Here is a 20256-nt window from a genome sequence, read left to right as displayed (position 1 = left end):
TTTGATTGTAGTGACGATTCCTAAGGATTAATTCCGGTAATAAAAGCGCGTATCGAAATTTTGTATTTTGTGGGAGAATCTTTCCGAACAAAATTTTTGGTCAAAACGCCATGCTGGACAAGATCAGCAAGAAAATCCTCTCCGAATTGCAGAACGATGGCCGCATCAGCAATGTCGAGCTGGCGTCGCGCGTGAACCTGTCGCCCGCGGCCTGTCTGGAACGGGTGCGCAAGCTGCAGGAAGCCGGCTACATCCTCGGCTATGCCGCGCAGCTCAATCCGCAATTGCTGGACGTGTCGCTGCTGGTGTTCATCGAGGTGGTGCTGGACCGCACCACGCCGGAAGTGTTCGAGGCATTCAAGCGCAGCGTGCAAGTGATCCCCGAAGTGCAAGAATGCCACATGGTCGCCGGCGGCTTCGATTACCTGGTCAAGGCGCGCGTGAAGGACATGAACGCCTACCGCGAATTCCTCGGCAAGTCGCTGTTGCAGTTGAAGGGCGTGCGCGAAACGCACACCTATGCGGTGATGGAAGAGGTCAAGAACACGACCAAGCTGCCGATCCGGTAGGACGCCCCGCCGGCACCGGCAAGTGAAAAAAACCGGCTGCGCGCCGGTTTTTTTGTCCCCTCTACATGTCTCAGTCGCCGACCCGGACTTGCCAGAAGCCGTCCTTGGCCGGAAGCTTCCTGTCGACGACGGACGACGGCAGCAGGATATCGAGCGCATGGGCGCGCGCCGGATCGAGCAGCACGGTCGGCTTGGCCTGGCGCAGCACCGGCAGGATGTCCGGCTTGGTGCGGCGCTTGAGGATCTTGGCGGCTTGCGTGCCGGCCAGGCTGCCCACCGAGCGGAAGTCCGCGCCGACGTACAGCACCGCGCCCGGCACCCGCACCATGGCCAGCGAGATGACCGGAATCCCGAGTTCCGCGCTGAAATCGCTCAGGTCGATGGTCGGCTCGTAGCGGCGCAAGCCGTAATAGGTATCGAGCGGCACGGCGAACATCTGCACCCCCTTGCCCTGGTCATACAGCTCCTTGAGCGAAGGGATGATGCTGTCGCGCTTGTTCACCTGACGCGACGCCACCGCGAACTTCCATTCGCCGGCTGTCGCCCTGGCTGCGGCGACGTGCGCCACGCCATTCTCGTCGTCGGTGTGAACCATGCCGATGCGCTGGATCGACGGGAAAACCTCGCGCACGATCTTGAGCGACTGCGCCATGTCCATGTACAGCGTCGATCCGGTCACGCCCGGGCCGCCGTCGGACAGCGACGGGCAATCCGCATCCAGCGGATTGGCCACGGCCGTAAACACGACGGGAATATGCGCATCCTCCAGGATCGCGCGCGCGTACTTGGTGGCCGGGGTGCCGATGGTCAGCACCAGGTCCGGTTTGCTGTCGGCGATGCGCCGCGCTTCCTGGCGCACGCGGAACAGCACGCCGACCTTGTCCCAGAATCCGCCCTTTTCGATGTCGAAATCGATCTTGACCCGGTGTATCTCCAGATTCTTTCCCTGTTCGATGTCGTTTTCCTGCAGCGTGGCCAAAAAGCCGTCGAGCGATTGCTGATAGGGCTCAATGTCGGTGACTTGCAGTACTTCGATGCGGAATGTGTGCGGCGGGTCCATCCAGGCCGTCGGCAGCGCCTCCAGCGCGCGCGCCGGCAACGTGCCCAGCAGAAGCACCAATGGGAAAAGTGTGATCAATCGCTTCATGTTTCTCTCGTGGGGGAATTCCGGCAGGCGGCGCCGTCCGAAAACAGGGCCGCTGCCTGGACTGGTAAGCACGACCGTCAGCCGCAACCGGACGATGCGGCGCGTCATGCCTGGCGAATTGATAATTTATACGCAGCACTTGCCGTCTTGTAGCGTCAGTTGATGACTTACTGAGCCAATCTTTTGCATCGCGGGCTCGCAGGCAAAGATCTATTTCTGTTTGGCACAGAAACAATTTCCATTCAGATTTATATGCTGCCTTGTAGATACTTTTTGCGGCAGGCGGCAGAGGGTGGCATGGCTGTCTTCCTCGTGGCAAAGGCGGGATTTTCTCTCCTGAACCTCGCTGTTATTGACCGGTCGAAAAACACACGGGTTTGAGCGCGGCGACCTCGCCACCGGCCGCAGTCCTGGTCCGCCAGTCGTTACCTGCCGGCCGGTCCGCTGTCATTCCACGCATGGAGGCGTGGCGCAGCGACACAGCCGGAGGACACGATCATGTTCGACACGCTTCATCAATGGCTCGGCGGCGAAGGCTTCATGCCGCACGGCCACTGCTTTCTGTGGACGCCATCCCTGCTGTGGACCTATATCCTGGGCGACGGCGGCATCGGCCTGGCGTACTATTCGATTCCCGCCGCCCTCACCTACTTCGTGCGCAAGCGCGCCGACATCGAGTTCAACTGGGTGTTCAAGCTGTTTTCGATGTTCATCTTCTTTTGCGGCACGACCCATCTGCTATCGATCTGGACCATCTGGCACCCGGACTACTGGCTCGACGCGAGCCTGCGCCTGGCCACGGCAGCCATCTCGGTGGTCACCGCCGCCCTCATGTGGCCGCTGATCCCCAAGGCGCTCAAGCTGCCCAGCGCGGCGCAGCTGCAGGAAGCCATTCGCGAACTGGAACACCAGGTGGCCGAGCGCAGGAGCGCCGAAGCCAGGCTGGCCGCGCTCAACGCCACGCTGGAGCAGCGCGTCGATGCGCGCACGCGCGAACTGCTGGAAGCCAACCACCGGCTGCAGGACGAAATCGAGTCGAGAAGGCGGATCGAACGCGACCTGCAGGCTGAAAAGGAGCGCGCGCAAGTGACCCTGAAGTCGATCGGCGACGGCGTGATCGCCACCGACACCGAGCGCCGCGTCACCTACCTCAATCCGGTTGCGCAGCGCATGACGGGGTGGAGCAGCGAGGAAGCCGCCGGCCGCCCGATCGGTATGGTATTTTCCATTGTCAACGAGAAGAGCCGCCAACAGGCGCCCTGCCAGGTCGGGCTGGCGCTGGCGCACCGCGAAGTGTGCAAGGTATCCGGCGACACGCTGCTGCTGGGCCGCAACGGCGGCGAATACGCGGTCGAAAGCTCGGCCGCGCCGCTGCTCGACCACGACGGCAGTGTGCTCGGTGCGGTGCTGGTGTTCCATGACGTGAGCGCGGCGCGCCAGGCGGCCAACCAGATGACCTATCTCGCCAACCACGACGTGCTGACCGGCCTGCCCAACCGCGCGCTGCTGAACGACCGGCTCGACCACGCGCTGGCGCTGGCCGCGCGCGAGCACAAGAGGCTGGCGCTGCTGTTCATCGACATCGACCACTTCAAGCATGTCAACGATTCGCTCGGCCATGAAGCTGGCGACCAGCTGCTCAAGAAGATCGCGCGCTGCTTCGTCCAAGCCACGCGCGGCAGCGACACGGTATGCCGCCAGGGCGGCGACGAATTCATCATCATGATGCCCGACATCAGCGACGACTTCGCGCCCGCCGAGGTCGCGCGCAAGCTGCTCGATGCGCTGGCCGCCATCGACCGCGTCGGCACGCAGGAAGTCCACGTCGGCGGCTCGATCGGCATCGCGATCTATCCGGAAAACGGGCGCGACGCCGAGACGCTGACCAAGCACGCGGACCTGGCGATGTATCACGCCAAGGCGTCGGGCCGCAACAACTTCCAGTTCTTCACCCAGGCCATGACCGAGGCCGTGGCGCGCCGCGTGCAGCTCGAAGGCGGCCTGCGGCGCGCCGTCGAGCACAATGAATTCGTCGTGTATTACCAGCCCAAGGTCGATCTGTCGAGCGGCCAGATCATCGGCGCCGAAGCGCTGGTGCGCTGGCGGCACCCGGTGCTCGGCCTGCTGTCGCCCGGCCAGTTCATCGCCGTGGCCGAGCAGAGCGGCATCATCCGCCAGATCGGCAGCTGGGTGCTGCGCGAGACCTGCCGCCAGAACCGCGAATGGCAGATGGCCGGCATCGGCATGATCCCGATCGCGATCAACCTGTCGGCCGTGCAGCTGCACCAGGAAGGCTTCCTCGACGAGGTGACCAGCACGCTGGGCGAGCTCGACCTGCCGCACGACTGCCTCGAATTCGAAGTCACCGAAAGCGTCGCCATCCACGGCGAGGAAAAGGCGATCGCCTGGCTCACCACGTTGAAGGAAATGGGCGTGCGGCTGTCGATCGACGATTTCGGCACCGGCTACTCCAGCCTGTCCTACCTCAAGCGCCTGCCGATCGACACCATCAAGATCGACCAGAGCTTCGTGCGTGACATCACCACCGACCCGGACGACGCCGCCATCATCGAGGCCATCATCCACATGGCGCACACGCTGCGGCTGGAAGTGATCGCGGAAGGAGTGGAGACGGCCGACCAGCTCGCCTTCCTGCGCGAGCGCCGCTGCGACAAGGTGCAGGGCTATTACTACAGCGAACCGATGCCGGCCGAGCGCTTTGGCGAAATGCTGGTGGCGCAGGAAGATTTCGCGTGACGATGGAATGCCGCTTGCTTGATGTCCGGTCCGGCCGCGCGCGGTCGGCGACCTTCAACTGATTGTGAGGAGAACATCATGGCACATGAACAGTTTCAATCGTGTATCGACGCATGCAATGCCTGCGCGGATGCCTGTGACGAGTGCGCAGCAGCTTGCCTGAATGAACAGGACGTCAAGGCAATGGCGCGCTGCATCCAGCTGGACATGGATTGCGCGCAGCTTTGCCGCCTTGCGGCATCGTATATGGCGCGTGGCAGCGAATTCGCCGGCATGATCTGCAATGCCTGCGCCGAGCTGTGCGATGCCTGCGGCGAGGAGTGTGCGCAGCATCCGATGGAGCATTGCCAGCGCTGTGCCCAGGCATGCCGCCGCTGCGCCGACGAGTGCCGGCGCATGGCGTCCGGCGCGAAAACCGCGGGCGCCGCCAAAGGTGCCGGCGCGCTGCCGGCCGGGCATGCGTAGGGCGTGTAATTACTTCCCGCCCGTTGCAAGAACAATCCGGGCCGCGCCGGCCCGGATTTCAAACACGCGCCTGGTGGTCACTGGTGGTGCATGTGGCCGCTTTCCGCCACCTTGGTGGCGAAGGGGGTGAACCGCGCCTGTTGCGGCTGGTGCCCGGCCAGCCCGATGGACACAACGGCCTTCAGGTCCGGACTTGCCGCGAAATTGCCCGCGCCTTTCATCAGGTTCTTTCCTTCCGGCTTGAGCTGCACGCTGGCTTTCCCGTTCGACAGGATGGTCGCCGTGCCGGTCGCGCCGGCGACGCTGATCTCCTTGCCGCCGTGGTCGGTCACGTAGACCAGCACCTCGTTCGCATTGTCCTTGCCGGCCGGCCGGATCACGAGTTCATAGTGGTAGGCACCGGCCATTCTCAGCTGCCCGCCATTGGGCGCCTTGGTGGTGTCGAGGTATTCGTCGGAATGCGCCGCCGCGAAGCCTGCTACGCCGATACCCAGGGCCATGATTGCGATTTTCAGGAATTTCATTTGATGCTCCTTTCAGTTGAAAAATGCGCTTGCCGCCGTGCCGCGCGCGGACCGGCAAGCTGAAAAATCAATAGCTGTCTTCCGACTTGTACGCCGCCAGCCTTTGCAGCGGCTTTTCTCCCCACAGCCAGAACATCACCGGCGTGATCACCGTGTCCAGCAGGGTGGAGCTGATCAGGCCGCCGAAGATCACGACCGCCACCGGGTGCAGGATTTCCTTGCCCGGTTCGTCGCCGGCGGCGATCAGCGGAACCAGCGCGAAGGCCGCCACCAGCGCCGTCATCAGCACCGGCGTCAGGCGTTCCAGCGAGCCGCGCACGATCAGCGCGCGGCCGAACTGCTCGCCCTCGTGCAGCGCCAGGTTGATGTAGTGGCTGATCTTGAGGATGCCGTTGCGCGTGCTGATGCCGGCCAGGGTGATGAAGCCGATCAGGCTGGCCACCGACAACGACAGGCCGGCCAGCTTCAAGGCGATCACGCTGCCGACCAGGGCTAGCGGAATATTGGCCATGATCATCAGCGCCAGCGCCGACGACTTGTAACGGCTAAACAGCACCAGGAAGATCGTCACCAGAGAAATGACCGCCAGCAGGCCGATGGTGCGCGTGGCTTGCTCCTGCGCCTGGAACTGGCCTTCCAGGCTGGTGAAGTAGCCTTCCGGCAGCGGCCTGGCCGCCAGTTCGGCGCGCACTTGCGCGATGATGGCCGCCATGTCCGAGCCGTCGGTGTTGGCCGAAATCACGATGCGGCGCCGGCTGTTGTCGCGCGCGATCTGGTTCGGGCCGTCGGCCTCGACCACGTCCGCGACCTGCGACAGCGGGATGCGGCCATTGGGCGACTCGATCAGCTGGTCTGCCAGCCCCTGCTGCAGGCGCTGCCCGTCGGCCATGCGCAGCACCACGTCGAATCTCCGGCTGCCTTCGACCACTTGCGCGACCTTGTCGCCGCCAACCAGTCGCTCCAGCGCGCTCGACAGCATGGCGGGATTGACTCCGTAGGCGGCTGCCTTGTCGTAGTCGACGCGCACCTGCAGTTGCGGGATCAGCACCTGCTTTTCGATCTGCAGGTCGGTCAGCCCCGGGATGCGCTGCAGCCGCCCCTTCAGGTCGGCCGCGACGCCGCGCAGCGTGTCGAGATCGTCGCCGTAGACCTTCAGCGCGATCTGCGCGCGCACGCCGGACAGCAGGTGGTCGAGCCGGTGCGAGATCGGCTGGCCGATGGAGGTCGACGCCGGCAAGAGTGCCAGGCGGTCGCGGATGTCGTGCATGATCTGTTCGCGATTGCGCCCCGAGCGTTTCAGGTCGACGTCCAGCTCGCTGTAGTGCACGCCTTCCGCATGCTCGTCGAGCTCGGCGCGGCCGGTACGCCGGCCCACCTTGACGACTTCCGGCACCTGCATGATCAGCTGCTCAGCCAGCGTGCCGATGCGGTTGGACTCCGACAGGCTGGTGCCCGGATTGAGCAGCACGTTGATGGTGAGCGTGCCTTCGTTAAACGCCGGCAAAAACGAGCGCGCAAAGAACGGCACCGTCGCCGCCGCCACTACCACCGCGCCGGCGGCGGCCAGCAACAACGGCCTGGCATGGTCGAACGACCAGCCGAGCAGCTTGGTGTCCCATGCCTTGAGCTTGGCTACCAGTCTGCCGTCGCCATGCTCGAGCTGCTTCATCTTCGGCAGCAGGAAGTGGCACAGCACCGGCGTGACCGTCATCGACACCAGCATGGATGCGAGGATGGACACGATGTAGGCCACGCCCAGCGGCGCGAAGAGGCGCCCCTCGATGCCGGGCAGCGCAAACAGCGGCACGAACACCAGCACCACGATCAGCGTGGCGTAGACGATGCCGGAACGCACCTCCTTCGACGCCGCCGCGATCACTTCCAGCACCGGTCGCGGCGAGGCCTGCTGCGCATTCATGCGCAGCCGCCGCAGCACGTTTTCCACGTCGACCACGGCATCGTCGACCAGCTCGCCGATCGCGATCGCGATGCCGCCCAGCGTCATCGTGTTGATCGACAGCCCGAACGCCTTGAACACCAGCACGCTCACCAGCATGGCCAGCGGAATGGCGGTGAGCGAAATGAAGGTGGTACGGAAGTTGACCAGGAACAGGAACAGGATCACCGCCACCATCACTGCGCCGTCGCGCAGCGCTTCTTCCACGTTGGCGATCGAGCTCTCGATGAAGTCGGCCTGTTTGAACAGGATCTCGGGCGTCCGCACGCCTGCCGGCAGGTTCTTCGACAGCGAAGCCAGTGCCGACTCGATCCCGCGCGTGAGCTGTACGGTATCGGCCGTCGGCTGCTTTTGCACCGACAGGATCACCGCCGGCTTGCCGCTGATGCTGCCGTCGCCGCGCTTCTGTCCGGCGCCGTAGCCGACTTGCGCTACCTGCTTCAGGTACACCGGCTGGCCGTTGCGGTTGCCCACCACCAGGTTCTGCAGGTGCGCGATTTCGTTGGTGCGTGTGATGTTCCTGATGAGGAATTCCTTCGAGCTGATTTCCGCGAAGCCGCCACCGCTGTTGGCGCCGAAATTCTTCAGCGCGTTTTGCACGTCGTCCAGGGCGACGCCAAGGTCGCGCATCTGCGCGGTGTCGGGCATGACGCGGTATTGCCGCACCTCGCCGCCGATCGGAATGACTTGCGCCACGCCCGGGATGGTCAGCAGGCGCGGACGCACCACCCAGTCAGCGTATTCGCGTACCTGCATCGGCGTGGCGTGCTCGGCATCGATCGGCAAGCCGATCAGCATGATCTCGCCCATGATGGAGCTGACCGGCCCCATCTGCGGCGTCACGCCGGCCGGCATCTGCTCCTTGACCAGCGCCAGGCGTTCCGCCACCTGCTGGCGGTTGCGGTAGATGTCGGTGCTCCAGTCGAATTCGACGTACACCACCGACAGGCCCACGCCCGACACCGAGCGCACGCGCGTCACGCCCGGCATGCCGTTCATCGCCGTCTCGAGCGGGAAGGTGACGAGCTGCTCGACTTCTTCCGGCGCCAGCCCGCCCGCCTCGGTCATCAGCGTGACGGTCGGCTTGTTCAGGTCGGGAAAGACGTCGACCGGCATCTGCTTCAAGGTCAGCACGCCGTACACCATCAGCAAGAGCGCCACGCCCAGCACGATCAGGCGCTGGCGCAGGCTGGTTTGAATGATGAAATTGAACATGGCGGCTCCTTAGCGCACCTGCGCCAGAGACGCCACGCCCTGCACCACTACGCGCTCGGCGCCGGCCAGCCCTGCGGTGACGACCATGTGGCCTGCGTCCAGGCTTTGCGCCTGCACCTTCTTCGGCGCGAAGCGCTCGGCGGCCGTGTGCAGCCACACCGTCTGTTCGCCCGAGGCGCCGCGGGTGACAGCGGACACCGGCACCACCACGCCCTTTCTCTCCTGTTTTAACTGCACGAAGACGTTCACCGGCTCGCCCACGGCCAGCACCGGGTGCGGCGGCGCGATGCGCAGCTGCACCGGTAACGCCTGCTCGCGCAGCTCCACGCCGCGGCCAAGCAGCGCCAGCTTGAGCTTGTCGCCGGATGCGGTGCTGCCGGAGACCGACGCGATGTCGCCGATGGTGCGTGCGTCATAGGCCAGCGCCTCGACGATGAGCCGCTGCGGGTCGACGATTTCAAATGCGGTTTGCCGGGCTTCGACCACCTGTCCCGCCACCACCGCCACCTTGCTGACCACGCCCGCTGCCGGGGCCTTGAGCGGGAGGCGGTTGCTCAAGCCACCCCCGATGGCCGCCTTCTGCTGCTTCAACGCCTGCAACTCGGCCCTGGCCGCTTCGATTTCCTTTTGCGGTACGGTGCCTTCGAGCTGCGCATAGCGCGCCACCCGGCGCTCGGCCAGCAGCAGCTGGCTATCGATTTGCGCCAGTTGCGCGCGCTGGTTGGCGAGTTCGACGCCGCCGGTGACCGGTTCCAGCCATGCCAGCACTTCGCCGGCCCTGACCGCCTGGCCCAGCGCCGGCAGGCCGGCGCGCGTGCCGACGATGCGCCCCATCTGCGTGGCCTGCACCTGGCCGCCGGCCGACGGGTCGGCCCTGACGTGGCCCTTCAGTTCGAGCGTCTGGCTGACCTGGCCCACCTGGGCTTGCGCGGTGCGGATGCCGAGCAGGTTCTGGCTGGCCTTGGGCAGAAATACGCTGCCGTCGGCCAGGCGGGCCGGCGCTTCGTTGCCGGCTGGTGTCGGCAGCGCGTTCGTCGCTGCGGCAGCCGGCTTTTCTTCTCCGTGGTCTTCGCCGCCGTGCGCCATCGCTGCGGCCGGCACCAGTGCCGCAGCGAGCGCCAGGGCGTGGAGGAATGTGTTTTTTCTCATGATCGATCTCACTTGTGTTTGGCGCGGCGGCGCAGGCCGACCTGCAGGAAGCCGACGAGGCCCACGCCGCCCAGTGCGGCAATCAGGCCGGCCGGCGCGAAACCGGCGATCCGGCTGCTTTGCCCGGGCTCGGTCGCTTGCGGAATGGCGATGCTGGCCTCCAGCAGGTCGGCGGCGTTGTCGCCCTCGATGGTGAACATCAGTCCGTGCGTGCCGGGTTTGTCCAGCCAGGGCGCGGCGGCCTTGTAGCGGCCCGCGCCGTCGGCTTGCGCGAGCACCTTGTCGGTGCCGCTTTCGATCTCGATCTTGGCGTTGGCAATCGGTGCGTTGGTCTTGAAATCGGACAGGTACAGCGTCAGCTGCTTGTCCTGATAAATCGCCAGCAGCTCGGTCTCGTCGGAGGTCGCTTCCGTGCGGGGCGCGAGCGCTTGCGCCGTCGGCACGGCAGCATGGCTGTCGCCGTGATCTTCCCCGCCGTGCGCGAACGCGGCAGGAGCAATGGAGACGCCGATGCAGAGAAGCAGCGGTGCGGCGAAATGTGAAACGATGGCGTGGTTTTTTTTCATGGCAGCAGTCCCTTTGCCTGATTCAGGCGCGCGTAGGCGCGGTTCAATGTGATGTCGGCTTGGTTGGCGGCGAGTTCGGCCTCGTTGGCGAGCGCCTGGGTGCGCTGGAATTCGAACAGGCTTTTTTCTCCCAGCGAGAATGCCTTTTTCACCAGTTGCAGGTTGTCCTGCGCTAGCGCATGGCGCGCGGCGGCCAGCTCGGCCTGATGCCGGGCTATGTCCACGTCGAGCAGGGCTTTGCGGATACCTTGCTCGATGTCGAAGCGCTGGCGCCGGTATTCGGCCTCGGCCTCGGTGAGCTCGGCCTGGGCCGCGGCCATGCGCGGCGCGTTGCGCGATTCGGTGCCGAACGGCAGCCGCAGCGCCACTGTCACCGTGTTGGTATAGCGTTCGTCGGGCGTTGCGCGCTCGCGCCGGGTGCCGACCGACAGCTCGGGATTGTCGCGCCGCGTTTGTGTCACCAGCCGCTGCCGCGCTTGGGCGGCGGCGACGCGGCGCCGTTGCAGCGCCAGCGCGGGGTGCGTTTCGATATCGCCGCCGGCGGCCGTCGTTTCTGCCTGTTCCGCCTCGACTGCGGGCAGCACCTCGTCGCCGACGATGCGCGTGTATGCCTGCCGCGCGGCGGCCAGCTCGCCCTCGGCGTCGGCGATCGCCGCTTGCGCCGCCATCGTCTCGCCTTGCGCCAGCAGCAGATCCGAGCGCGCCAGGTCGCCGGCCTTCACGCGGCGCGCGACATCGGCTTCGGTCTGGCGCGCCGATGCCAAGCGGCCCAGGGCGAGCGTGCGTGCGTTTTCAGCCAGCTTCACCTGCCAGATCGCTTCGCGCAGCTCGCCCGCCAATTGCAGGCGCAGTGCCAGCTGTTCGGCGCTGTAACGCTGCGCTTCGGATGCGGCCAGCTCCTTGCGGGCATCTCTTTCTCCCGGCAGCCACAGCGGCATGGCGAGCGCGGCTTCGATTTCGCGCGCGCCGGCGTTGTCGTTGAAACGGTCGGTGCGATGCGCCAATTCGAGCGCGGGAGGAGACGGAAACACGCTGGAAGCGGCGGCCCGGCTGGCGTCGAGTTCCGCTTCGCGTGCTGGCTGCGACTGCGCTTGCGGCAGCCGCAGCCAGGCTTTGTCCAACAGGTTGGCATAGGGGCTTGCCTGCGCACCGGCGCAGGCAAGCAGCCCCAATGCCCAAATGAATGGGCGCATGAAAACCTCATCTGTATGCGTGAACGAAGGTCAGTAGCTACAGAAGGCGATGCGCAAACGGACTAGGAGAAACGCATGCCTTCGCGGTCAGGCGAAGGCCAGGCGTGGAGGCCTAAAGAGTGGATCACGGTGAGGTGTGGGCGCCGGGACGGCGACCAGCTCGGGCTTGATGTCGGACGCGTAAAACGCCGGCATCCGGCTGTCGACGGCGGGGAAAAACGCTGAAGCGCACGACTGGCAGTAGGAACACTGGCTGCATCCGTCGCTGCTTTTTTCCGCCTTGCCGGAAGCATGGTGCGCATGATGTTGCGCCGTGTCCTGCTGTGCCTGCGCTGCATGATGATGAGCATGCATGCCGATATCGCTGGCTTGCACCTGAGTGGCTTCCTGCGCGCAATGCACCATCGCCGCTGCGGCCACATTGGTGAACGGCAGCGCGACACTGATCAGCAATACCAGAAAGAAGCGGAACAAGCGCATAGCCTGGACATGCTAACGACCCTGGAATGACATTGTCAATAGCGCGCCCGGACGGCGCGGACCGAACGCATTGCTGCAGGCGCGGCGGCGCGGCGCTTTTCGCTTGATGCGTATCAAGGAGACTGCGGTGTCGAATCGGTAAAACAAACATCATGAATCATGTTGGCTTGCGCCTTGCCGCAAGCGGAATGCGGCGGCCGCACAGCCCGCCCTGCCAGGAGGAAGACCGATGATGTGGAACCATGCGATGCAATGGCATTGGCTCGAATCGCTCGGGCTGGCCCTGTTCTGGCTGATGATCATCCTGCTGGCCCTGGTACCGACCAATTACCTGCGCGACGAATGGGCCTCGCTCGCCGAAGCCGACCTGGATGAGGCTGATGCCCGCGCCGAAGGCGCGGCATGAACTGATACCGCGGCAATTGCAGCTCCGGCGGGGTATGTACCTGGCGGCAGCGCGTTACGCGCGTTGATGGGACAATGGCGCATGCGCTGCACAGGCGCGCATGACAAAACGGCAAGCGCCGTCCCCGAATTCCGCACACCTTGAAGGAGATGCAATGCAGATCAACCAACGTTGCGCGAGCTTCTTGCTCGCGCTTTGCGCGCTCGGCTGGAGCGCACATGCGCTCGCGCAGCAGTCGCCCGCGCCCGGCCTGCAGGGAAAGCTGGCCGGCGTTTTTCCCAGCTCCAAGGAAGAGGCCCTGCTGGAGCCGGACGAGGCGTTCAAGCTGAAAGTGTCGGCCAAAGGCGGCGGCGCGGTGGCGGCCGAACTGGTGCCGGCAAACGGTTATTACCTGTACAAGGAAAGAATCCGCTTCACGCTCAAGAGCGGCGACGTCGCCATCCGCACGGTGAAACTGCCGGCGGGCGAGTTGAAGAACGACCTGATCCTGGGACGCACGGAAGTGTACAAGAAGGCGGTGCCGGTCGAGATCGCGCTCGACAAGGGCACCAAGGGCAAGGCCGTCACGCTGGTCGCGTCGTACCAGGGTTGCCAGGAAAAGCTGGGCGTCTGCTATCCGCCGATCGAGAAAAGCGTGAACCTGGTGTTGCCGTAACGGTCTGAAGACTGCAAAACTTGACTTGAATCATGTCATCAACCGTGTTGCCGGTGATTAACTTTCCGGGCCGGTATTTGCCGGTTGAATTGGATAAATGGAAGTTCCCATGAAGAAGCTGATGATTGCGGCGGCGCTGGCCGTCGCATCCACCCTCGCCCACGCCTACGGCGAAGCGATCACCGTGTACAAGGATCCGGACTGCGGCTGCTGCGAAGGCTGGATCGCGCACCTGCGCGAGGCGGGCTACAAGGTCAAGCCCGTCAATTCCAGCGACATGTCCGCCATCAAGAAGCGTCTCGGCGTGCCGGAACAGCTCGAATCCTGCCATACCGCCGTGCTGGACGCTTCCGGCCAGGTTATCGAAGGCCATGTGCCGGCTACCGCGATCAAGAAGCTGATCGCGCAGCCGAAGGTCCATGGCGTTGCCGCCCCCGGCATGCCGGCCAACTCGCCCGGCATGGGCAAAATGGACGGCAACCTCGTCACCGTCGATTTCTCCGGCAAGCAGTTTTCGAAGGATTGATACTGCTTGCCCGCCGGGCATGCCGGGCGCGAGACGCCCGCGCCTGCCCGCGCATCCCTGTCTGCTCTTCCTTGACTTACTTGACGACTTCCAGACGCTCGACGGAGTAGGCCGCGCCGGCTTTTCCCGCGACGAACCTGATCCTGTCGCCAACCTTGACCTGATCCAGCATCGCCGCGTCCTTCACGCGGAACGCCATCGTCATGCCGGGCATGCCGAGGTTCTCCAGCGGGCCGTGCTTGATCGTGATTTTGCCCGCCTGCCGGTCGACCTTCTTGACTTCGCCCTCGCTCATCGCGCCGGCCTGCGCGGCGTCGGAATGCGCATGCATGTGCGTGTGCTCATCGGCGGCCAACACCGACGATGCATAAGACAGGCCGAGCGCGGCCGCCAGGGCGAATTGCGACAGTAGTTTCATCATGCTTTCCTTTCCAGATTTCGTGCCTTGATGGCGGCACACAGGATAATCGCCATCCGCGTGCGGCGGCAACATCCCGCGCCCGATATGAACGACCTTGAACGTGGCGCGGCGTGTCATTAAACAGTCATGCAAGCTTCATGTCGCCGTCATATTTCGCCTCTACATTGGCAATTTTTCAAGCTGGAGGCGAGAAATGATGACAAAACGAATCATCGCGGCCGTGCTGACGGCCGCATTACTGAGTTCTTGCGGCACCGCCACGCAAACGGCGGAAGAGCCCAAGCGCGTGATCTTTTTCCTGGGCGACGGCATGGGCATGACCACCATGACCGCGGCGCGCATCTATGCGGTAGGCGAAGACGGCGACCTCACCATGGACACGCTGCCCGAGACCGCGTTCGTGAAAACCTTTTCCAACGATGCGCAGGTGACCGACAGTGCGCCGTCGATGTCAGCCTACATGACCGGCGTGAAGATGAACAATGAAGTGCTGTCCATGTCGTCCGACACCATCGCCAAAGATCCGGTGGCCGATGCCAACGGCAACAAGCTGGCCAATGCCTGCGGCAGCAGCAATGGCCAGCCGGTGCAGACGTTGCTGGAAATCGCCAAGGGCAAGGGGCTTTCGACCGGCGTGGTGACCACCACCCGCGTCACCCACGCGACGCCGGCGGCGACCTATGCGCACATCTGCCACCGCGACCTGGAAAACGATATCGCCGCCGCGCTGGTGCCGGGCGGCGCCGGCTTTAATGCCGCGCTGGGCGCGAACGGCATCGACGTCGTGCTCGGCGGCGGCCGGCAATTCTTCCTGCCGGTGTCCGCCGGCGGCAAGCGCGCCGACGGCCGCGACCTGATCGCGGAGCTGAAGGCCAAGAGCTATGCCTACGCCGCCAATGCCGGCGAGTTCAACGCGATCGACCCGGCCAAGACCGACCGCCTGGTGGGCCTGTTCACCTCCAGCCACATGAGCTATGACCTGGACCGCGACGCCTCCAAGGAACCGAGCCTGGCCGAGATGACCACCAAGGCGATGGACATCCTCAACAAGAACGACAAGGGCTATTTCCTGATGGTCGAAGGCGGCCGCATCGACCATGCGCTGCACGAAACCACCGCCAAGAAGGCGCTGCAGGACACGGTCGCGTTCGACAACGCGATCAAGGCCGCGCTCGACAAGGCGCGCGCATCCGACCCCACCCTGAAGAACACGCTGATCGTGGTCACCGCCGACCATGACCACACGCTGGTGCTGAACGGCTATGCCAAGCGCACCGGCAAGACCGCCGCCGGCAGCCCCGGCGTGCTGGGCGTACTGAAGAGCTATGTGGACGGCTCGGTGGCCAAGGACCTGGATGGCGCGCCTTACACCATCATCGGCTTTGGCAACGGTGAAAACCGCACCCAGAGCAGCCGTTCCGCGATGGCCAGCCTGGACGACAGCACCGCCGGCGCCGACACCTATCACCAGGAAGCGGTGGTGCGCATGGCGGCCGGCAGCGAAACGCACGGCGGCACCGACGTCTTCCTGGGCGCGATCGGCAAGGGCGCCGACAGCTTCCTCGGCACGATCGACAACACGCAAGTGTTCACCCTGGTCCGCAACGCGACCGGACTGTAACGCCGCCCCGAATACAGGAGAACCCACCATGATCAAACGCACCCTCATCGCGGCAGCTATCGCTACCCACGCCGCCCTGGCCGCTCCGGCATTCGCCGCCGGCGAAGCCAAGAACGTCATCTTCTTCCTCGGCGACGGCATGGGCCCGACCACCATCACCGCCGCGCGCATCTACAAGGTCAAGGAAGAAGGCGCACTCAACTTCGAAAAGCTGGAGCGCACCGCGCGCATCAAGACCTTTTCGAACGACGCGCAGACCACCGACAGCGCGCCGTCGATGTCGGCCTACATGACCGGCGTGAAGATGAACAACGAAGTGCTGTCGATGTCGTCCAACACGGTCGCCGTGGCGCCGAGCAAGGATGGCAACGGCAATGCCACCATCAACAACTGCGCGCCGTCGAACGGCACGCCGGTCGCCACCATCCTGGAACTGGCCAAGGCCAAGGGCAAGGCGGTCGGCGCCATCACCACCACCGAGCTCACGCACGCCACTCCGGCCGCCACCTATGCGCACATATGCCACCGCGACGCGCAGTATGCGATCGCGGCGCAGGCGGTGCCGGGCGGCGCCGGCTACAACAGTGCGCTGGGTGACGGCGTCGACGTGCTGATGGGCGGCGGGCGCAACCATTTCACGCCGTATGACGCGACCACCAATCCGAAGGGCCGCGCCGACGGCCGCGACCTGCTGGCCGAGCTGGCCGCCAAGGGTTACACCGTGGCCGCCACCAAGACCGACATGAATGCCGCGCCGAACAACAAGAAATTCATCGGTCTCTACAGCAGCAAGAGCCACCTGGAATACGAACTGGACCGTACCGCCACCCCGCCGCTCGGTGAAGGCGCGAACCAACCCAGCCTGGCCGAGATGACGACCAAGGCAATCGACATCCTGTCGCAGAACGCGAACGGCTACTTCCTGATGGTCGAAGGCGGCCGCATCGACCACGCGCTGCACGCGACCAACGCCAAGCGCGCGCTGGTCGACACCATCGCCTTCGACGACGCGGTGCAGGCGGCGCTGGACAAGGTCAGACAGACCGATCCGACGCTGGCCAACACCCTGATCGTGGTAACCGCCGACCATGACCATACGCTGACCTTCAACGGCTATGGCAAGCGCGGCAATCCGATCCTCGACATCAACCGCGGCTACCGCGACGGCCAGCCATCCACCGATGCCGACGGCAACACCTACACCACGCTAGTGTTCGGCAACGGCCCGCACCGCCCCAACCTGCGCGCCAGCCTCGACAGCGCCACCGTGCTGGCCGATAGCTATCAGCAGGAAAGCGGCGTGCGCCTGGCGAGCGAGACGCATGGCGGCGGCGACGTCAAGTTGCTGGCCACCGGCGCAGGCGCCAAGGTGTTCAAGGGCACGCTGGACAACACCAAGGTGTTCGGCTTGCTGAAGACGGCGTTCGGTTTCTGACACGCCGTTTCATCCGCCACCTGGCTGCGTCCCGCCCCTGGCAAGGTGAGGGACGCAGCCCTGACCCTTGCTGAAAGAAGACCATATGCCGTACTCCATCCAGAATTTGCGGCGCCGCGCCCTCGCCGCCGCCGGCGCGCTGCTGCTGGCCGTTCCCGCATTCGCTCAGGCATCGAAGCCGCAGCCCGCCGCGCAGGGCCCGGACCTCGACCTGGCGATCCGCTATTACACCCGCGTGCTGACCGCGGAAGGCGTGCTGCGCGAAAGCCGCTACGATGAAACGATGCTGCGCCGCAGGGATCACGTATGGGTCGCGCGGGTGCTGCCGAAAGAGGTGGCACACGATCATGGTGACGATCATGCGCATGAAGACCGGGGCGCCGCCGCGCAGCAGGCATCCGCCCGCACGCATGAGCACAAGCATTTCAATTACGCGGTGCTGTCGCGCCACGTGGTGCGCGAAGGCGGCCAGCCGAGGCTGGAGTTTGTCGACGCGCGCGAGCGGGAAGTGGTGGCGATTGCGCCGGCCGACTACGACAACGTGAACTTCGACGGCTCCTGGACCAATGCCTTTTTCCTGCTCGATCCGCAAAGCGTCGCCGCGCTGCCGTTGTCGAACCGGCCCTCGCCCGCGCCCGGCGCGCGCTGGCGCGAAAGGGAAAGGAACGGCGTGTTCCAGCGCGTGCTGTGGGATGAAAGGAAGATGATCCCGCTGGTGGTCGAGAGCGGCGACCGCCAGGGCCGCTTTTTCCAGCGCATCGAGGTCAAGCCCCGGGCGGCGCTCGCCACGGTCTTGCCCTGGAAAGGCTTGCAGGGCTACGCGCAAAAGGAATACGCCGATTTCCTCGATTGAGCGCTTGCGCGCCATGATGTTGCGCTAGTGAAATTAGCGGCCGGCATGCGGCTGCACCGCTCATCTTCTTTCATGTCCCGCCGGCCGGGACATTTTCTCGTTATTTACCCAAAGAAATTCTTCCCGGCAATGTTCGCGGTGCGCGGCGTTGCTGTGTTGAAATTATCTAGCTCCGCTTCCTATTTTTTCATCGGCAGTCAGGGAACGTTGATTCAATTCATGCTTCTAAAGGAAACCATTATTTCTATTAATAACGCCCAGAAACATTCAAACAGGCAACGCCGTCAGGGAAGGTCGCTCCTATTGTCCCTCTTACCGGCAGCCTGATCGAACACGCCTATTTTTTGGCTGAAGCGCTTCCCTTGTGCCGCAACAGAACGGACGGGAGGGAAATGCGGCAATCTGTTTGAGGTTTTTGCGGCGGTGTATGCCATCAGTGAGGCCCATCAATTGTTCAAGCCAAAAGTACTACTGGTCAACGATCACCCTGCAAGCCTGCTTGCCCTGCAAACCCTGCTGACCCATGGACCGCATGCCGACGAATATGAAGTCGTGACGGCGATGTCCGGCGCCGAAGCCTTGCGCAAGGTGCTCGACCAGCAGTTCGCCGTGATCTTGCTCGATGTAAGCATGCCGGGCATGGACGGATTCGAAACGGCCGCCACCATCCATTCGCACCCGCGCTCGGCGTCGGTGCCGATCATTTTCATCACCGCCTATTACGCCGACGAAATGCACCGTCTGAAGGGCTATCAGCACGGTGCGGTCGATTACCTGATCAGCCCCGTCATTCCCCAAATGCTCCATAGCAAGGTCGGCGTCTTCATCGAGCTGGCCAGGAAAAATATCCAGTTGCAGTCGCAAAAAGAAACGCTGGCGCTGATCAACCGCGACCTACAGGTGCAGCAAATGGAAGAACTCAGACGCATCAATGCCGCCCTTGAAAAGGAAATCGAGGAGCGCCGCCAGGCCGAGGAACGCGCCAACGAACTGGCGACCAAGGATGCCCTGACCGGCCTGCTGAACCGGCGCTCGCTGGTGGAACACCTGGAGCACGCGATCATGCGCGCCTCGCGCCACGGCGAGCGGCTGGCGCTGCTGTTTCTCGACATGGACAAGTTCAAGAGCATCAACGACACGCTCGGCCACGATGCCGGTGACGAACTGCTGCTGCAGGTGGCCGAGCGCGTGCGGCATTCGGTGCGCAGCGCCGACATGGTCGCGCGGCTGGGCGGCGACGAATTCGTGGTGCTGATGGAAGACCTGCCTTCGTATAACGCTGCCGCGGAAGTGGCCAGGAAAATCATCAAGGCCAACGCCGCGCCGTTTTCGGTGCAATCGCAAAGCATCAGCACCTCGGCCTCGGTGGGCATCAGCCTGTTCCCGCAGGACGGGGCCACGGTGAACGAGCTCATGCGCAGCGCCGACCTGGCGATGTACCACGCCAAGCAGGAGCGGCGCGGCAGCATGCAATTCTTCCACGAGGAGCTCAATGCGAAGATGCTCGAACGTTCCCGACTGGAGCAGGAGCTGCAGCAGGCGCTGGAAAACAATGAATTCGAGCTGTACTACCAGCCCAAGGTGGAAGCGGCATCCGGCCGCGTGGCCGGCGTGGAGGCGCTGTTGCGCTGGCATCATCCGCGCCTGGGACTGCTCTCCGGCGGCCAGTTCATGCAGGCCGCCGTCGAGACCGGGCAGGTGGTGCCGATCGGCGAATGGGTGATCGCCGCCGCCTGCGAGCAGGCGCGCTCCTGGCAGTATTCGTCCAAGGTCTTCCCCAACCTGCCGATCGCGGTCAACATCTCGATCCCGCAGCTGTACGCCGACCTGCCCGAGGTGATACACCGCGCGCTGCTCCGCTACGACGTGCCGCCGTCGTCGCTGCAGCTGGAGATCACCGAATCGCTGCTGATCGAGGACGTCGACAAGGCGTCGTCGGTGCTGCGCCAGATCAGCGACAGCGGCATCACGATCGCCATCGACGATTTCGGCACCGGCTACTCCTCGCTGTCGGTGCTGAAATCGCTGCCGATCGACATCCTCAAGATCGACCAATCCTTCGTGCGCGACTTGGGCAAGGACCTGGGCGACCATGCCATCGTCTCGGCCATCGTGATGATGGCGCGCGCGCTGACGCTGCGTGTGGTGGCCGAAGGCGTCGAAACGCAGGAGCAGCTCGACATCCTGCAGGAACTCGGCTGCGACGAGCACCAGGGCTATTTCTACAGCAAGCCGCTGCCGGCCGACTCGCTGGTCGAACGCTTCCTGCATACCAGCAACGCGTAGAGCGCATCGCGATGCGCCGCTTGCGTTGAGC

The 20256-nt window shown here is 64.3% G+C and carries 19 protein-coding genes; 11 read left to right on the top strand and 8 right to left on the bottom strand.

Annotation, left to right across the window (positions count from 1 at the left end; all coding sequences use genetic code 11):
- Positions 1 to 110: 110 nt before the first annotated feature.
- A complete protein-coding gene (locus FAY22_RS18700) occupies positions 111 to 569 on the top strand; it encodes an Lrp/AsnC ligand binding domain-containing protein (RefSeq protein WP_146331998.1) in 459 nt (152 codons plus the stop codon).
- Positions 570 to 639: 70 nt separating this feature from the next.
- On the opposite strand, the gene FAY22_RS18695 is transcribed toward FAY22_RS18700, so the two are convergent.
- The gene (locus tag FAY22_RS18695; RefSeq protein ID WP_146331996.1) at positions 640 to 1716 is read right to left on the bottom strand and encodes an ABC transporter substrate-binding protein; all 1077 of its coding nucleotides are present in this window, start codon (positions 1714 to 1716) and stop codon (positions 640 to 642) included.
- 498 nt (positions 1717 to 2214) lie between these two features.
- Here FAY22_RS18695 and FAY22_RS18690 point away from each other — a divergent pair, with 498 nt between their 5' ends.
- Together FAY22_RS18690 and FAY22_RS18685 are read left to right on the top strand one after the other, a co-directional pair.
- Positions 2215 to 4473 carry a bifunctional diguanylate cyclase/phosphodiesterase gene (locus FAY22_RS18690; protein ID WP_210411853.1) on the top strand — a complete coding sequence of 753 codons (2259 nt, stop codon included), beginning with the start codon at positions 2215 to 2217 and terminating at the stop codon, positions 4471 to 4473.
- 78 nt (positions 4474 to 4551) lie between these two features.
- Positions 4552 to 4938 (top strand): four-helix bundle copper-binding protein, encoded by a 387-nt coding sequence (locus tag FAY22_RS18685; RefSeq protein WP_146331994.1) that lies wholly within the window; start codon positions 4552 to 4554, stop codon positions 4936 to 4938.
- A 77-nt stretch (positions 4939 to 5015) separates the two neighbouring features.
- Here the strand turns inward: FAY22_RS18685 and FAY22_RS18680 are convergent, their stop codons facing one another.
- The 6 genes from FAY22_RS18680 to FAY22_RS18655 form a co-directional block, all read right to left on the bottom strand.
- Entirely contained in the window at positions 5016 to 5462 is a 447-nt protein-coding gene (locus tag FAY22_RS18680; protein ID WP_146331992.1) for a hypothetical protein, read from the bottom strand.
- Between the two features lie 67 nt (positions 5463 to 5529).
- Positions 5530 to 8634, bottom strand: a complete 3105-nt coding sequence (locus tag FAY22_RS18675) for an efflux RND transporter permease subunit (RefSeq protein WP_146331990.1) — start codon at positions 8632 to 8634, stop codon at positions 5530 to 5532.
- A gap of 9 nt (positions 8635 to 8643) precedes the next feature.
- Entirely contained in the window at positions 8644 to 9783 is a 1140-nt protein-coding gene (locus FAY22_RS18670) for an efflux RND transporter periplasmic adaptor subunit (RefSeq protein WP_146331988.1), read from the bottom strand.
- Between the two features lie 8 nt (positions 9784 to 9791).
- Positions 9792 to 10349, bottom strand: coding sequence for a hypothetical protein (locus FAY22_RS18665; RefSeq protein ID WP_146331986.1), 558 nt, complete (start codon positions 10347 to 10349; stop codon positions 9792 to 9794).
- Positions 10346 to 11542 carry a TolC family protein gene (locus FAY22_RS18660; RefSeq protein ID WP_146331984.1) on the bottom strand — a complete coding sequence of 399 codons (1197 nt, stop codon included), beginning with the start codon at positions 11540 to 11542 and terminating at the stop codon, positions 10346 to 10348. Before FAY22_RS18660 ends, FAY22_RS18665 begins: the two co-directional genes overlap by 4 nt.
- A gap of 87 nt (positions 11543 to 11629) precedes the next feature.
- Complete coding sequence (locus FAY22_RS18655; RefSeq protein ID WP_146331982.1) at positions 11630 to 12016, bottom strand: hypothetical protein; 387 nt, start codon at positions 12014 to 12016, stop codon at positions 11630 to 11632.
- A 235-nt stretch (positions 12017 to 12251) separates the two neighbouring features.
- On the opposite strand from FAY22_RS18655, the gene FAY22_RS18650 reads away from it, so the two are divergent.
- The 3 genes from FAY22_RS18650 (at position 12252) to FAY22_RS18640 (ending at position 13609) form a co-directional block, all read left to right on the top strand.
- Entirely contained in the window at positions 12252 to 12428 is a 177-nt protein-coding gene (locus FAY22_RS18650) for an SHOCT domain-containing protein (protein WP_146331980.1), read from the top strand.
- Positions 12429 to 12582: 154 nt separating this feature from the next.
- A complete protein-coding gene (locus FAY22_RS18645; RefSeq protein ID WP_146331978.1) occupies positions 12583 to 13083 on the top strand; it encodes a protein-disulfide reductase DsbD N-terminal domain-containing protein in 501 nt (166 codons plus the stop codon).
- Between the two features lie 109 nt (positions 13084 to 13192).
- Complete coding sequence (locus tag FAY22_RS18640) at positions 13193 to 13609, top strand: DUF411 domain-containing protein (RefSeq protein WP_146331976.1); 417 nt, start codon at positions 13193 to 13195, stop codon at positions 13607 to 13609.
- A gap of 76 nt (positions 13610 to 13685) precedes the next feature.
- Here the strand turns inward: FAY22_RS18640 and FAY22_RS18635 are convergent, their stop codons facing one another.
- Positions 13686 to 14030: a copper-binding protein gene (locus tag FAY22_RS18635; protein WP_146331973.1), complete on the bottom strand. Its 345-nt coding sequence runs from the start codon at positions 14028 to 14030 to the stop codon at positions 13686 to 13688.
- Between the two features lie 193 nt (positions 14031 to 14223).
- Here FAY22_RS18635 and FAY22_RS18630 point away from each other — a divergent pair, with 193 nt between their 5' ends.
- From FAY22_RS18630 to FAY22_RS18610, 5 genes are all read left to right on the top strand, one after another.
- A complete protein-coding gene (locus FAY22_RS18630) occupies positions 14224 to 15651 on the top strand; it encodes an alkaline phosphatase (RefSeq protein ID WP_371417311.1) in 1428 nt (475 codons plus the stop codon).
- 28 nt (positions 15652 to 15679) lie between these two features.
- Positions 15680 to 17086, top strand: a complete 1407-nt coding sequence (locus tag FAY22_RS18625) for an alkaline phosphatase (RefSeq protein ID WP_146331971.1) — start codon at positions 15680 to 15682, stop codon at positions 17084 to 17086.
- A gap of 85 nt (positions 17087 to 17171) precedes the next feature.
- The gene (locus FAY22_RS18620) at positions 17172 to 17939 is read left to right on the top strand and encodes a hypothetical protein (protein WP_246860566.1); all 768 of its coding nucleotides are present in this window, start codon (positions 17172 to 17174) and stop codon (positions 17937 to 17939) included.
- A gap of 27 nt (positions 17940 to 17966) precedes the next feature.
- A complete protein-coding gene (locus tag FAY22_RS18615) occupies positions 17967 to 18266 on the top strand; it encodes a hypothetical protein (protein ID WP_146331970.1) in 300 nt (99 codons plus the stop codon).
- 123 nt (positions 18267 to 18389) lie between these two features.
- Positions 18390 to 20225, top strand: coding sequence for a bifunctional diguanylate cyclase/phosphodiesterase (locus tag FAY22_RS18610; RefSeq protein WP_246860565.1), 1836 nt, complete (start codon positions 18390 to 18392; stop codon positions 20223 to 20225).
- Positions 20226 to 20256: the final 31 nt, after the last annotated feature.

This window comes from Noviherbaspirillum sp. UKPF54 (genome assembly GCF_007874125.1).
Lineage (GTDB): Bacteria > Pseudomonadota > Gammaproteobacteria > Burkholderiales > Burkholderiaceae_D > Noviherbaspirillum.
Note: the sequence above shows the minus strand (reverse complement) of the source record. Positions and strands in the feature narration are given on the sequence as shown.